This window comes from Ralstonia pickettii, from assembly GCF_030582395.1.
Taxonomy (GTDB): Bacteria; Pseudomonadota; Gammaproteobacteria; order Burkholderiales; family Burkholderiaceae; genus Ralstonia; species Ralstonia pickettii_D.
In genome coordinates, this window is the sequence record NZ_CP104381.1 from 1,410,664 (window position 1) to 1,424,738 (window position 14,075).

Below are 14,075 nucleotides of genomic sequence, written 5' to 3' on the forward strand. Positions count from 1 at the left end.
CCCAAACCCTCCATTGCCATGACGATGATTCCCGTGACTGATTTGTGCGACATGCACGAAGACAAGCTGGTGTACGGCAGCCTGCGTGTGCTCGCGCCGGTGTTCCGCAGCTTTGGCAAGCGCGCTGCATTTGCCGGCCCGGCTTCCACGCTCAAGGTGTTTGAAGACAACGGCCTGGTACGCGCCGCGCTGGAAGAACAGGGCGCGGGCCGCGTGCTGGTGATCGATGGCGGCGGCTCTTTGCGCTGCGCCCTGGTGGGCGGCAACCTGGGCAAGCTGGCAGAAGAGAACGGTTGGGAAGGCATTCTGCTCAACGGTTGCGTGCGCGATACGCGCGAGCTGGCCGAATGCAACGTCGGCATCCACGCCCTGGCCGTGCACCCGCGCAAGAGCATCAAGAAGAACGCCGGGCAGCGCGAAGTCGGCGTGCAGATGCCGGGCGCGTACATCCAGTCTGGCGAGTGGATCTATGCCGACGAAGACGGCGTGCTCGTTTCGCAGGACATGCTCGAATGACCCGCGCCAATGCCATCCACGTATTCGTCTACGGCACGCTGCGGGCCGGTGAGGCGAATGATTTGCGCGTTGCCGCGGCCAGGCGCGGCATTCCCGAACCGGAGCTGCTCGGTACCGCCACGTTGCACGGCCGTCTGTACGACTTTGGTGCGTACCCCGGCCTCGTGCTGGACCCGACCGGCACCGCCGTACGTGGCGATGTATATCGCATCGATGCGGCGCTCGTTCCGGTGCTGGACGAGATCGAAGAGGTCTACCCCGGTGGGGACGCGCTGTTCCTGCGCGAGAACCACGCCGTCATGCTGGGCAGCGAACCGGTCGACTGCATTGTCTATCCGGTCAGTCCGCAGCACATTGCCGGGCGGCCCGTCATCACGGGCGGGGATTGGGTGGCGCATCGCTTGTCTCGAGGCTGATTCCGATTTGGAGGGGGAGGGGCGCACGATATAATTCGCGCGCTGTTTATTCGAGCAGCCGGGTTTAGCAGCCCACCAGATGTGCCATCTAGACGGACAATGTCCGGTGCTTGTGCACGCCTATGCTTCATGGCGGGCCGGGCGGTGAGACCTTCGGGTCTGCCGGTTTCTAGATGGCCGGTCTGCTAACGCCGTCGTCAGGCCCGCCACCCTCGTTTAGCAGCGAACGGCTGGCCTCTTCATCTAGGAGACGTCATGTCTATCGCATCAAGCGGGCATCGCCCCGCGTCTTATCCCTCCCCACCGTCTTGCATCCCCTGGCATCCGCTTTATGGAGGTGCACGTTGAACGCGCTACGGCACTACCAATCTGGCGCCCTGGCAGCCAAGGATTTTCTTTGCCGTACGCACGTTGATGCGCGTGCCGGCCGGCCCTTTGTGGCCATGCGCCTACGCTCGAAAATCGACGGCATCACGCATGCACTGCCGCGCGAGTTTCGGGCCGGTTTCATCGATGCGATTTATCTGTTCGTAACAGCGGCCCTGCGGGGCAAGGCGCCGGATCTTCTGCAATGGGATGTGTTGGCGGACTTAGAGCGCCCGTCCTGAGCGCACACGCGATCATCGCCATCCTGAACGCCGCATCTGCGGCGTTTTTTGTGGCACCGCGATGTGATGGAGAGATCTCCACGATTTTTCATAATGCGGAAAGGGGTTTTGGTCCGCAAAAATTCGCACCGCGCGGCACCATCCCTGCCTTTCATGATAGAAAAAATCTTTCCGCATCATGAAATATTGTTGGTAAGTACTTGAAAAACAATAGATAAAAACTTCCGCCTGCACACATGTTCTCCTTGTTGCGCTGCACCCGCCCTTTCTACACTCTTATATAAGACATATGACTTGAGCCAACCAGCAGCGCCCCAAGAAGGCGCCAGCGGCTCAAGGCGCAGAGTGAGATACCGGTTTTTATTTGATGGATGCGATCAAACAGGAGAGTGCGATGTCACGCGAACTCGAAGTGCAAAAGCTGCAGAAGGAATGGGATACCAATCCGCGTTGGAAGGGCATCAAGCGCGGTTACACCGCCGAAGATGTCGTGCGCCTGCGTGGTTCGCTGCAGATCGAACATACGCTGGCCAAGCGTGGTGCCGAAAAGCTGTGGAACCTGATCAACAACGAACCCTTCGTCAACGCCCTGGGCGCACTGACGGGCAACCAGGCCATGCAGCAGGTCAAGGCCGGATTGAAGGCGATCTATCTGTCGGGCTGGCAGGTCGCGGGTGATGCCAACAGCAACGGCGAGATGTATCCGGACCAGTCGCTGTATTCGGTGGACTCGGTGCCCAAGGTCGTCAAGAAGATCAACAACACGTTCCAGCGCGCTGACCAGATCCAATGGTCGGAAGGCAAGGACGACATCGACTTCTTCGCCCCGATCGTGGCCGATGCAGAAGCCGGTTTCGGCGGCGTGCTGAACGCGTTCGAACTGATGAAGGCCATGATCGAGGCCGGTGCGGCCGGCGTGCACTTTGAGGACCAGTTGGCCGCCGTGAAGAAGTGCGGCCACATGGGCGGCAAGGTGCTGGTGCCGACCCGCGAAGCCGTGAGCAAGCTCGTGGCCGCGCGTCTGGCTGCCGACGTGATGGGCGTGCCGACCGTGCTGATCGCCCGCACCGACGCAGAAGCCGCTGACCTGCTGACCACCGATGTGGACGAGAACGACAAGCCGTTCTGCACCGGCGAGCGCACCGTCGAAGGCTTCTACCGCACCAAGCCGGGTCTGCAGCAGGCCATCTCGCGGGGCCTGGCCTACGCGGAAGTGGCTGACCTCGTGTGGTGCGAAACCGGCAAGCCGGATCTTGAATACGCCAAGAAGTTTGCGGAAGCCATTCACGCCAAGTTCCCGGGCAAGATGCTGGCCTACAACTGTTCGCCGTCGTTCAACTGGAAGAAGAACCTGGACGACGTGACCATCGCCCGGTTCCAGAAGGAACTCGGCGCCATGGGCTACAAGTTCCAGTTCATCACGCTGGCCGGTTTCCATGCCCTGAACTACTCGATGTTCAACCTGGCGTACGGCTATGCCCGCAACCAGATGAGCGCATTCGTCGAGCTGCAAGAGGCTGAATTCAAGGCGGCGGAAAAGGGCTTCACCGCGGTGAAGCACCAGCGCGAAGTCGGCACGGGCTACTTCGATGCCGTGACGCAGACCATCGAGCGCGAGGCGTCGACCACGGCGCTCAAGGGCTCGACCGAAGACGAACAATTCTTCGAAGAAACGGCGCAAGCCAAGAAGGTTGCCTGAGGCCGCCGACGCATCCGGCACCCAGGTATCCGGGCCGGCCGTGCTGACCACACGCCGGCCTCTCGAACCGCGCTCCCTCAACGGCGCGGTTTTTTTTCGTCTTGGCCGACCGAAAAAGAGAAGCCGCCCGGGGCGGGGCGGCTTGCGTAGCGGGAGCGCCGCAGGCTTCAGCGATAGACGATCACCGGAATCTCGGTATGCGTGAGCACCTTCTGCGTTTCGCTGCCGAGCAGCAGCCCGGCCAACCCGCGCCGGCCGTGCGAGGCCATGAAGATGACGTCGCAGCCATGGCGCTCGGCCGCGTCGATGATGCCCATGTACGGGACGGCGAAGCAGCTCATGTCGGTGTCGCAGCGGATACCGGCGCTGACGGCGGCGTCCTCCACGTCCTTGAGCACCACGCGGGCCTGCGCTTCGACCCGCTCTTTGAACGCCTGCGGTGTCTCCACGACGATCTCGGAAAATGGCGTGTACGGGTATTCCTCAAGGCAGGTGTAGGCCGTCAAGCGCGCGCCCAGCGTCTTGGCAAAGTCGAGCGCGCCCGCCACCGCCTTGCGCGACAGCTCGGAACCATCGGTGGGGATGAGGATGTGCTGGAACATGCGGCCTCCTGAGGTGGGATGCGGGAAGACGTTCTTGTCTTGATTGTAGGCCGCATGCGGCGTTTCACCCACTCGGGGTGATTGCTAATCCATCCCGATCAAGGCGTCCGCCCGGCGCCAGTAGGCCGGGTTGCCATACGTGTTCTTGAGGAAATCGATGAACAGACGCACGCGCAGCGGCAGGTGCTTGCGCTGCGGAAACACCGCATGGATGCCAATCGGCGGCGCTTCAAAGGCATCGAGCACCGTGACCAGCTTGCCCGTGGCAATGTCGTGGCCGACCTCCCACCACGAGCGCCACGCCAGGCCATAGCCTTGCAGGCACCACTCGCGCAGCACGGCGCCGTCGGTGCATTCCATCGTGCCCGACACCTTGACAGTGACGGCCTTGCCGCCTTGCTGGAAGACCCAGCCGCGCTGCACGTTGGCACTGGCGCCAAAGGCCAGGCAGTTGTGCGTCGAAAGCTGCTCCACCTGCGTTGGAACGCCCCGGCGCTCCAGGTACGACGGCGCAGCCACCACCACCCGGCGGTTTTCCCACAGGCGGATCGACACGAGGCTCGAATCGGGCAGGTCGCCCAGGCGGATCGCGCAATCGAAGCCTTCGTTGACGAGGTCGACGACGCGGTCGCCCAAGTCCAGCGTCATCGAGACATCCGGATGTGTCTCGATGAAATCCGGCACCATCGGCGCGACATGGCGGCGGCCAAAGCCGGCGGGGGCCGTCACGCGCAGGTGCCCGCTGGCTTTCACGCCACCGGCCGAGACGCTGGCCTCGGCGTTGTGCAGGTCATTGAGAATGCGTTGGCAATCCTCGAGGAACGCCGAGCCCTCGAACGTCAGCGTGATGCGCCGCGTGGTGCGGACGAGGAGTTTGACACCGAGGCGTTCTTCCAGCGCGTCGATGCGGCGCCCGATGATGGCAGGCGCCACGCCCTCAGCGGCGGCGGCGGCGGATAAGCTGCCGCGCGTGGCGACGGCGACAAAGGTTTCGAGCTGCTTGAAATGATCCATGCCTGATGTATACCGTGCCCACCGGGGTCTGCGGGATTGTGACGAATATAAAGGTTATCACTCGTCATTCCACCGGTAAAAGTTAAAGATCAAGTGACCAATGCCGTCTTTGTGCGGTGCGTCAGCTTTTCTACAATGGCCCTCGTTGCGAAGGTCGGCAAGGCGTTCTGCGTAATGGAACGTGCGAGCGCGTGGCCTTCGGGTCCGTGGAGCTTCTGATGCGTTCGATTCGCGCAGTGGTGTTTGATGCCTATGGCACGTTGTTCGACGTGTATTCCGTGGCCGCGCGCGCCGAGCAACTGTTTGCCGGCAAGGGCGAAGCACTGTCGATCCTGTGGCGCGACAAGCAGATCGACTACACGCGCATCCGTTCGCTGGCCGGCCCTTCGGGCGAACACTACAAGCCGTTCTGGGACATCACCGTCGATGCACTGCGCTATGCGGCGGCGCGCCTGGGCGTAGAGCTATCCGCCCACGACGAAGCCACGCTGATGCGCGAATATGCGTGTCTGTCGGCGTTTCCCGAGAATGTGCCTGCGCTGCGCCGCCTGCGCGAGATGGGGCTGCCGCTGGGCATCCTCTCCAACGGCAACCCGCAGATGCTCGACATTGCCGTGAAGAGTGCCGGTATGTCCGGGCTGTTCGATCACGTGCTGTCGGTCGACGCGGTCAAGCTCTACAAGACCGCGCCGCAGGCCTATGCGCTGGCGCCACAAGCCTTTGGTGTGCCGGCGGAACAGATTCTGTTTGTCTCGTCCAATGGCTGGGATGCCTGCGGCGCGACGTGGTACGGCTTCATCACGTTCTGGATCAACCGCCTGGGGCATCCGCCCGAGGCACTCGACGTGGCGCCCACCGCGGCTGGCCACGACATGCGCGATCTGCTGCAGTTCGTGCAGGCAAGGCAACTGACGTAAGACATACCAAATCGGCCAAGGTATAGGACCGAACCCGTTCAACCCTCACATCAACCTCTGGAGAACAACCATGGCGCTCACGCTGCCCCAAGGCATGGAGATCAAGGCCGAGATTCTGCCGGCCTACGAAGACATTCTGACCCCCGACGCACTGGCGCTGGTCGCCAAGCTGCACCGTGCCTTCCAGCCGCGTCGTAAAGAGCTGCTGGCTGCCCGTGTCGAGCGCGCCAAGCGCCTGGATGCCGGCGAGCGCCCGGATTTCCTGCCGGAGACGAAAGCCGTGCGTGAGGGCGACTGGAAGGTTGCTCCGATCCCGCCGGCACTGCATTGCCGCCGCGTGGAAATCACCGGCCCGGTCGATGCCAAGATGGTCATCAACGCGTTCAACTCGGGCGCGGACAGCTACATGACCGACTTCGAAGATTCGAATTCGCCGAGCTGGCACAACCAGATCCAGGGCCAGGTCAACCTGAAGGCTGCCATTCGCCGCACGCTGACGCTGGAGCAGAACGGCAAGACCTACAAGCTCAACGACAAGATCGCCACGCTGCAGGTGCGTCCGCGCGGCTGGCACCTGGACGAGAAGCATGTGCTGATCGACGGCGAGCGCGTGTCCGGCGGCATCTTCGACTTTGCGCTGTTCCTGTTCCACAACGCCAAGGAGCAGATCGCGCGCGGCGCCGGCCCGTTCTTCTACCTGCCGAAGATGGAAAGCCATCTGGAAGCACGTCTGTGGAACGACATCTTCGTGATGGCACAGAACGAGATCGGCCTGCCGCAAGGCACGATCAAGGCCACCGTGCTGATCGAAACCATCCTCGCCGCGTTCGAGATGGAAGAAATCCTGTACGAACTGCGCGAGCACAGCGCCGGTTTGAACGCCGGCCGCTGGGATTACATCTTCTCGTGCATCAAGAAGTTCAAGGTCGACAAGAACTTCTGCCTGGCCGACCGCGCCAAGGTGACGATGACGTCGCCGTTCATGCGTGCCTACGCGCTGCTGCTGCTCAAGACCTGCCACAAGCGCGGTGCACCCGCAATCGGCGGCATGAGCGCGCTGATCCCGATCAAGAACGATCCGGAGAAGAACGCCATCGCCATGGCCGGCATCATCAACGACAAGAAGCGCGACGCGACCGACGGCTACGACGGCGGCTGGGTGGCGCACCCGGGCCTGGTCGAGCCGGCCATGAAGGAATTCGTGGCAGTGCTGGGCGAGAAGCCGAACCAGTTCGAGAAGCAACGCCCGGACGTGGAAGTGAAGGCTGCGGACCTGCTGGACTTCCAGCCGGAAACGCCGATCACCGAAGGTGGCCTGCGCATGAACATCAACGTCGGCATCCACTACCTGGGTGCCTGGCTGGCCGGCAACGGTTGCGTGCCTATCCACAACCTGATGGAAGATGCCGCCACGGCGGAAATCTCCCGCTCCCAGGTGTGGCAGTGGATCCGCTCGCCGAAGGGCAAGCTGGAAGACGGCACCAAGGTCACGGCTGAACTGGTGCGCAAGCTGATCCCGGAAGAATTGGCCAAGGTGAAGGAGACGGGCGCGGTGGGCCACTTTGACCGCGCTGCAGAAATCTTCGAACAGATGTCGACGTCGGAAGACTTTGCCGAATTCCTGACACTGCCGCTGTACGAAGAAATCTAAAAAAATCGCTCACGGTCCTACTGCGCGCCCCGTTTTTGGCTCTGCGATGCTCGCCGTACTCATGTACGGCTGCGCTTCTCGCGCCAACCTCGGGTCGCTCGCTGCGGACCGTGAACGATTTTTAAGCGACGCTTAAAGCGCGCAACGGAAACGCCGGCTGGGGCAACCCGCCGGCGTTTTTTCATTTGGCGAAGGCAGGCGAAGCCGCGCGATAATGTCACGAAATCTTGCGGAGGCCGCTTTGCGCTTTGAACACCTGGTGGAAGTCAACGATCCACTGAACCCCCTCATCGACACGCTCACCCTGAACCAGATCTGGCAAGGCCTGGTGCTGCGCGTGCGCGAGCAAACCGAATTTGTCGAAAGCCTGGACGCATGCATCATCACCGCTGAAGGTGACGGCTGGGTCGAGCGCGAACTCGTCTTCGGCAAGGCGCGCATCCAGGATCGCGTGACGCTCGAGCCGCACAAGCGCGTGACCTACACCACCGCAGCCACCGGCGAACACGCCGGCGGGTCGCTGACGATGACAATCGAGAGCAACGAGGCCAACGCCGCGTTCATCCGCTTCGTCTACGACACGACGCTGCCCAATGCCGACGAAACCGGCGACACGCGCTACGCCGAGATCGTCAAATCCGCCTACCGCGAATCCGACATCGACACCGTACGCCGCATCCGGGAGATCGCCGCCACCGGCCGCCTCGGCTGACGTGTCCAGCCCGGCGGGCGCTGGAGGAGGCGCCCGCCGGGTTTGCTCTGCTTGCACCCTGGTCGTCTCACACATCACGACAACGAGACCATGACGACATTCACGCCCACCCTGGAGGCGCTGCGCGCACGTTACGGCGAGCGCTTCAAGTGGCTCGTGCTCTTCACGCTGATGGTGGGCGCGGTGTCGTCCGTCATCTCGGCCACCATCGTCAACGTGGCGATTCCCGATCTGAGCCGGCACTTCGTGCTTGGGCAGGAACGCGCGCAGTGGGTGTCGGCCAGCTTCATGGTGGCGATGACGCTGTCGATGTTGCTCACACCGTGGCTGCTGTTGCGTTTCGGGCTGCGTCGTACGTTTATCGGCGCGTTGCTGCAGCTGGGCGTCGGCGGGCTCGCGGGCGGCCTGTCGCCCAATTACGAAGTGATGATCGCCATGCGGGTCGTGGAAGGGGTTGCGGCCGGCATCATGCAGCCGCTGCCCAACATCCTGATCCTGCGCGTGTTTCCCGAGCGGGAGCAGGGCAAGGCGTTCGGCCTGTTCGGCTTTGGCGTGGTGCTGGCGCCGGCCGTGGGTCCGAGCGTGGGCGGTTTCCTGGTGGAGCTGTTCGGCTGGCGCTCGATCTTTTTCGTGGTGATGCCGTTCACGCTGATCGGCTGGGCGATGGCGCGGCGCTTCATGGCCATCAATTCGTCGATGGCGGGCGAGCCCAAACCGCTCGATTGGCGTGGCCTGCTGCTGATCGGTGGTGCGACCGTCACGCTGCTCAACGGGCTGGTCGCGCTGCACGGCGATGTGACGCACGGCGTTGTGCTGATGCTCGTGTCGGCCGTGTGCCTGGCGGGCTTCGTGTTCTGGCAGCGGCGGGTGGAGTCGCCGTTGCTGAATCTGCGGCTGTTCAGCTACCGGCAGTTTGCGATGGGGGCGGTCGTAGCCTTCATCTACGGGGCAGGGCTGTATGGCTCGACGTACCTGGTGCCCGTGTATATGCAGGTGGCGCTGGCCTATGCGCCGTCGCGCGCCGGGCTGGTGCTGCTGCCGGCTGGCCTCGTGCTGGCCGCGACGATCATGCTGGCTGGGCGCCTGACCAATCGCGTCGAGCCCTTCCGGCTTGTGTCGTTCGGGCTGGCCGCCCTGGCGCTGTCGTTTTTCCTGATGGCCACCAACACCCGGGCAACGAGCTATCTGCTGCTGATCGCCATCGCCGTCATCGGGCGGGTTGGGCTCGGTTTCGTGCTGCCATCGCTGAGCCTTGGCGCCATGCGCGGTGTTGATTTCACGTTGATCCCCCAAGGCTCCAGCGCCGTCAACTTCCTGCGCCAATTGGGCGGGGCGATCGGCGTGTCGGCGACGGGCATCTTTCTGCAATGGCGGCTCGCCACGCGCGGTATCGAAACTGTGCATGGCGCCGCGGTCGACCCCGGCGCGCGCATCCTGGCCTTCGACGAGACGTTCGTCTTTCTCGGCACGTTGTGCGCGCTGGCCGTGCTGGCCGCGTGGCGCATGCGTCGCCGGGCGCTGCCGTCCGTCATTCCTGCGGCGCAATAAAAAACCGGGCGCCGGGCCCGGTTCTTCGTGTGGAGATTTAACGATCAGGTCGTCGCGCCGCTCTTCAGTTCTTCGACGAGGTCGATGTACTTTTGCTTGGCTTCGTCCTGCGACGTGCCTTTCAGGCCTTCCCACGCCTCAAACTTGTAGCGCCCGACGATGTCGGTAAAGCCCGGCTTGTCGCCATGCGCGTCGCCTTCGGCGCCTTGCTTGTACAGCGCGTACAGGCGCAGCAGCGTCATGTTGGCGGGGCGCTCGGAGAGGCCCTTGACGTCGATTTGGGCTTGGTCGAAACGGGCTTGCAGGTCGCTCATGATGATTCCCGGCTGAAAACAATGGTCTGACGATGATAGCGCCGGGGTTGGGCGGTCGGGCCGTTTGAATTCGAGGACGGCTTCGGTTTTCTACACGATGTTTGGCCCGGTTTCTCGAGGCGCAGCCACGGGTTTGCGCATTCAGGCGCCACACCAGCCGGTACAATGCCGCCATGCCCTGGATTCTTGCTTTCGATACCTCCACCGAGTTCTGCTCCGTCGCCCTTGGTGACGGCACGCGCACGTTGTTCCGCCACGAACATACCGGCCCGCGCTCCAGTAGCCGCGTGCTGCCGGCGGCTGCCGAATTGCTGGCCGAGGCCGGTATCGCCCTGGCCGATTGCGCGGCGATCGCCTTTGGTGCTGGTCCGGGTTCGTTCACCGGCCTGCGCACGGCGTGCGGCGTGGCGCAAGGTTTGGCGTTCGGTGCTGATCTGCCTGTCGTGCCGGTCAACTCGCTTGTTGCCTGCGCCGAGCAGACGCGCGCAACGCTGCCGGCCGGCACGGCCGTGACCGTCGCTCTCGATGCGCGCATGGACGAGTGCTACTGGGCCAGCTTCGTTCCCGTTGACGCGGCGCAGGATGCCGCCGGCTGGCAGGCACTTTCCGCCATTCAGGTGAGTGGGCCGCAGAGTGTTGCCGCGCCGGCGCAGCCTTACTGGCTGGCGGGCAATGCTGCTGCAGTATTCGGCGATCAGTTGCGCATTGCGGCAGGCGCCGCCGCCATGTTGCCGGAAGTCGCGCCGCACGCCCGCGAGATCATCGACTTGGGTCTGCGCCTTTTGGCTGCTGGCCATACGGTGCGGCCTGAAGATGCGGCGCCGCTCTATGTGCGTGACAAGGTCGCGCTCACCATTGAAGAGCGGCAGGCCGTGCAACAGGCCAAAGTGGCCGCCGCAGGTGCGCAGTCATGAGCCTGATCGACAACGCACTGGCCCGCGTCATCACGCAGACGCCGCTGCCTGCGGGCTGGCGCGCAGAGCGCATGACGGCACTCGATCTGGCTGGCGTTGCGGCGGTGGAGCAGGCGGCGTTCAACTTTCCCTGGTCGCGCGGCAACTTTGAGGATTCGCTCAAATCCGGCCACCTCGCCATTGTCCTGCGCGATGGCGGTAACGAAATCGCGGGCTATCTGATCCTCATGCCGGTGGTCGATGAGATGCACCTGCTCAACGTGACCGTGGCGCCGGCATGGCAGCGCCAGGGGCTGGGGCATTGGCTGCTGCGTCTGGCGCGGGCGCTGACACTGGCGCATGGTTTCGGCAGCCTGCTGCTGGAAGTCCGCCCATCCAATGCCGGGGCGGTCGCGCTGTATCACCGCAGCGGGTTTGCAGAGATCGGCCGGCGCAAGCGCTATTACCCGGCCGAAAACAACACGCGCGAAGATGCGCTCGTCATGCGCATGGTGTGCGAGGCGAGCGGGGTGGAGACAGCATGAATCGTCGATCCCGAATGCTCGAAGCGCTGGGCGTTTCGACCGAATGGACCTTGCGTGGGGCTGCGCCGACTGTCTTGCAAGCGGTTGAGACTATCGAAGTGGCTGTCGCCGAGCCGGTTACCGTGGAAGCTGAAGCCCCCGCATTGGTGGCTGCGGCTGCGCAATTCGAGCGGGCTGTCACGGATGCGCCCTCGGACATGGCCGCCCCGCGCGCGGAGCGCATCGCCGCCTTCGATTGGGCGCAGCTCGAAGCCGCCGTTTCCAACTGCACCTCGTGCAAGTTGTGCGAGCGTCGCACAAATACAGTCTTCGGCGTGGGCGATCGCGAAGCGGAATGGATGTTGATCGGTGAGGCCCCTGGCGAGCAGGAAGACAAGCAGGGCGAGCCGTTCGTCGGCCAGGCCGGCAAGTTGCTCGACAGCATGCTGCGATCGATCGGCCTGTCGCGCGAGAAGGGCGTGTTCATCGCCAACGTGCTCAAGTGCCGCCCACCCGGCAACCGGGATCCGGAGCCGGACGAAGCCGCGATGTGCGATCCGTATCTCAAGCGTCAGATTGCGCTGGTCAAGCCGCGCATCATCGTCGTGCTGGGTCGCATTGCAGCGCAAAACCTGCTGCAGACGCAAACGCCTGTCGGCAAGCTGCGCGGCAAGGTGCATGAAGTGGAGGGTGTGCCCGTGGTGGTGACGTACCACCCGGCGTACCTCTTGCGCACGCTGACCGACAAGGCGCGCGCATGGGAAGACCTCTGCCTCGCACGCAAGATTTACGCGGAGCGCGGCGGCCAGTAGTCAGCTGCCCGCCAGTGGGGCGGGCACTGCGTCAGTGGTGCTTGTCTTCGCCGATGAGGGCGGCGGTGTGAAACATCTTTTCGTTTCGGCGATGCCGGCGCATGACTAGCGCCATCGTCAGGCAGACGAAGATGCCGAACGACACGATCACGACGCTTACCGACACGTTGAGCTTGATGAGCAGCGCGTACAGGCACAGCATCAGCAGCACGGAGACGTTCTCGTTGAAGTTCTGCACCGCAATCGAGTGCCCGGCCGAGAGCAGCACATGCCCGCGGTGCTGCAGCAGCGCGTTCATCGGCACCACGAAAAAGCCCGACATGGCGCCCACGATCATCAGGAACAGGTAGGCGATCATCATGTACAGCGGCAGCTTCATGTTGCCGATGTGGAATGTGACTTCCGGGATCGTGTGCTTGGTGTAGAACGCCATCAGCATCACAACTGCGCCCATTGCCACGCCCACCGGCAGCACGTCGAGCGAGCGTCGCAGCGGAATTTTCACGGCAGCGGCCATGGCGCCGGCGGCCACGCCCACGGCCACCACGGCTTGCAGAATGGCGCCCTGCGAGAGGTTCAGTTCCAACGATTGCTCGGCCCACTTCAGCACGATGAATTGCAGCGTGGCGCCCGCGCCCCAGAACAGCGTCGTCACCGCTAGGGAGATCTGGCCCAGCTTGTCATGCCACAGTGCGTTGAAGCAGTCGGCAAACTCCGAAATAAGACGTACTGGGTTTTTTTCCTGTTGCGGATAGCGCGCGCCGGTATCGGGAATGCGCGTGTTGAACAACGCCGCGATCAGGTAGATCACCATGATCACCAGCATCGCCGCTTCAGCCGGCGTGTCGATGCGCTCGAGCCCGGGAATGTCGAAAGAAAGCAGCCAGGCCGACACGTGGTTGGAGATCAGCGCACCACCCAGCACCGTGCCCAGGATGATCGAGCCGACGGTCAGGCCTTCGATCCACCCATTGGCGGCGACGAGTTTTTCAGGGGGAAGAAGTTCGGTGAGAATGCCGTACTTGGCCGGAGAATACGCGGCCGCACCAAAGCCAACCACGCCATAGGCGAGCAGCGGATGCAGACCGGTGAGCATCACGCCACAACCGACCAGCTTGATGGCATTGGTAATGAGCATCACCTTGCCCTTGGGCCGGGAATCGGCAAACGCGCCAACGAACGCGGCAAGCAAAACGTAAGAGAGTACGAAGAACAGCTTGAGCAGCGGGGTCATCCACTGCGGCGCATGCATCTCTGTCAGAAGGGCGATGGCGGCAATGAGCAGCGCATTGTCGGCGAGCGACGAGAAAAACTGCGCCGCCATGATGGTGTAAAAACCCTTCTTCATACCTTCGAATTCGTCCCCGTAGACCGCGGTGCCATCTTCCTCTTCACGACCTGCCGGCAGCATGCCGACATTCGGAAGTGCCCCCCGGGGGTGCCGGCCAGGCGTTGCGACGGCTGACCGGCCGTGCAGCGCACAGGTGCGCGGTGGTGGCATCGAAGCCTGTGCCCGCGCGGGCTCCCCTGGTTGTGGTTCCCTTGGACGGGGCCCATGCACTGCTGTGAGACATGCATCGCCGGGCAACCGCGGGAATCTTCACTGACAGGCGTTCGGGCCATGCGTTCCGCCCGGAGTGTGTTTTGGTCTCGCCTGTTCGCATGGTCAGACCGGATGTGACCGCATCGCGCAAAAAGAAGTGGCGGGTGCCCAACTTTCCTTATGCTCACAGCGCATCACGACGGTTTTCCCATGCCTGAATTGAACGGCTTTATATCATGAAACTTGTGCGCTTCCGGTGACGGCCGCGCACTTTCTTTTTGGCGCGCCGATGACAGCCGCGAACCA

Annotated in this window: 15 protein-coding genes; 11 read left to right on the forward strand and 4 right to left on the reverse strand. The window is 63.2% G+C overall.

Features of this window, described 5'->3' with window-relative positions; translation table 11 throughout:
* The first annotated feature begins 24 nt into the window (after positions 1 to 24).
* The 4 genes from rraA (at position 25) to aceA (ending at position 3,239) form a co-directional block, all read left to right on the forward strand.
* On the forward strand, positions 25 to 516 hold the full coding sequence (gene rraA / locus N5B55_RS06830; protein WP_009277530.1) for a ribonuclease E activity regulator RraA: 492 nt from the start codon (positions 25 to 27) through the stop codon (positions 514 to 516).
* Positions 513 to 932 (forward strand): gamma-glutamylcyclotransferase family protein, encoded by a 420-nt coding sequence (locus N5B55_RS06835; RefSeq protein ID WP_304539567.1) that lies wholly within the window; start codon positions 513 to 515, stop codon positions 930 to 932. Before rraA ends, N5B55_RS06835 begins: the two co-directional genes overlap by 4 nt.
* Positions 933 to 1,276: 344 nt before the next feature.
* The gene (locus tag N5B55_RS06840) at positions 1,277 to 1,540 is read left to right on the forward strand and encodes a hypothetical protein (RefSeq protein WP_004626574.1); all 264 of its coding nucleotides are present in this window, start codon (positions 1,277 to 1,279) and stop codon (positions 1,538 to 1,540) included.
* Between the two features lie 394 nt (positions 1,541 to 1,934).
* Entirely contained in the window at positions 1,935 to 3,239 is a 1,305-nt protein-coding gene (gene aceA, locus N5B55_RS06845) for an isocitrate lyase (RefSeq protein ID WP_004626576.1), read from the forward strand.
* Between the two features lie 167 nt (positions 3,240 to 3,406).
* Here the strand turns inward: aceA and N5B55_RS06850 are convergent, their stop codons facing one another.
* Together N5B55_RS06850 and N5B55_RS06855 are read right to left on the reverse strand one after the other, a co-directional pair.
* Positions 3,407 to 3,841 carry a universal stress protein gene (locus N5B55_RS06850; RefSeq protein ID WP_004626578.1) on the reverse strand — a complete coding sequence of 145 codons (435 nt, stop codon included), beginning with the start codon at positions 3,839 to 3,841 and terminating at the stop codon, positions 3,407 to 3,409.
* A gap of 84 nt (positions 3,842 to 3,925) precedes the next feature.
* Positions 3,926 to 4,855 (reverse strand): LysR family transcriptional regulator, encoded by a 930-nt coding sequence (locus N5B55_RS06855; RefSeq protein ID WP_004626580.1) that lies wholly within the window; start codon positions 4,853 to 4,855, stop codon positions 3,926 to 3,928.
* A gap of 218 nt (positions 4,856 to 5,073) precedes the next feature.
* Between N5B55_RS06855 and N5B55_RS06860 the strand changes: the two genes are divergently transcribed.
* The 4 genes from N5B55_RS06860 to N5B55_RS06875 all read left to right on the forward strand — a co-directional run bounded on the left by N5B55_RS06860 (position 5,074) and on the right by N5B55_RS06875 (position 9,683).
* Positions 5,074 to 5,772 (forward strand): haloacid dehalogenase type II, encoded by a 699-nt coding sequence (locus N5B55_RS06860; RefSeq protein WP_304539568.1) that lies wholly within the window; start codon positions 5,074 to 5,076, stop codon positions 5,770 to 5,772.
* Between the two features lie 70 nt (positions 5,773 to 5,842).
* Positions 5,843 to 7,423 carry a malate synthase A gene (gene aceB / locus N5B55_RS06865; RefSeq protein WP_304539569.1) on the forward strand — a complete coding sequence of 527 codons (1,581 nt, stop codon included), beginning with the start codon at positions 5,843 to 5,845 and terminating at the stop codon, positions 7,421 to 7,423.
* Positions 7,424 to 7,664: 241 nt separating this feature from the next.
* Complete coding sequence (locus N5B55_RS06870; RefSeq protein ID WP_009238279.1) at positions 7,665 to 8,135, forward strand: SRPBCC family protein; 471 nt, start codon at positions 7,665 to 7,667, stop codon at positions 8,133 to 8,135.
* Between the two features lie 90 nt (positions 8,136 to 8,225).
* Positions 8,226 to 9,683: a DHA2 family efflux MFS transporter permease subunit gene (locus N5B55_RS06875; protein WP_304539570.1), complete on the forward strand. Its 1,458-nt coding sequence runs from the start codon at positions 8,226 to 8,228 to the stop codon at positions 9,681 to 9,683.
* A gap of 44 nt (positions 9,684 to 9,727) precedes the next feature.
* On the opposite strand, the gene N5B55_RS06880 is transcribed toward N5B55_RS06875, so the two are convergent.
* Positions 9,728 to 9,997, reverse strand: a complete 270-nt coding sequence (locus tag N5B55_RS06880) for an acyl-CoA-binding protein (protein ID WP_004626591.1) — start codon at positions 9,995 to 9,997, stop codon at positions 9,728 to 9,730.
* A gap of 173 nt (positions 9,998 to 10,170) precedes the next feature.
* Between N5B55_RS06880 and tsaB the strand changes: the two genes are divergently transcribed.
* The 3 genes from tsaB to N5B55_RS06895 are packed head-to-tail and all read left to right on the forward strand — an operon-like array spanning position 10,171 to position 12,226.
* The gene (gene tsaB / locus N5B55_RS06885; protein WP_304539571.1) at positions 10,171 to 10,911 is read left to right on the forward strand and encodes a tRNA (adenosine(37)-N6)-threonylcarbamoyltransferase complex dimerization subunit type 1 TsaB; all 741 of its coding nucleotides are present in this window, start codon (positions 10,171 to 10,173) and stop codon (positions 10,909 to 10,911) included.
* Positions 10,908 to 11,435 (forward strand): ribosomal protein S18-alanine N-acetyltransferase, encoded by a 528-nt coding sequence (gene rimI / locus N5B55_RS06890; protein ID WP_304539572.1) that lies wholly within the window; start codon positions 10,908 to 10,910, stop codon positions 11,433 to 11,435. Before tsaB ends, rimI begins: the two co-directional genes overlap by 4 nt.
* Positions 11,432 to 12,226, forward strand: a complete 795-nt coding sequence (locus N5B55_RS06895) for a uracil-DNA glycosylase (protein ID WP_304539573.1) — start codon at positions 11,432 to 11,434, stop codon at positions 12,224 to 12,226. Before rimI ends, N5B55_RS06895 begins: the two co-directional genes overlap by 4 nt.
* Positions 12,227 to 12,257: 31 nt before the next feature.
* Here the strand turns inward: N5B55_RS06895 and lplT are convergent, their stop codons facing one another.
* Positions 12,258 to 13,574, reverse strand: coding sequence for a lysophospholipid transporter LplT (lplT, locus tag N5B55_RS06900; protein ID WP_154207467.1), 1,317 nt, complete (start codon positions 13,572 to 13,574; stop codon positions 12,258 to 12,260).
* Positions 13,575 to 14,075: the final 501 nt, after the last annotated feature.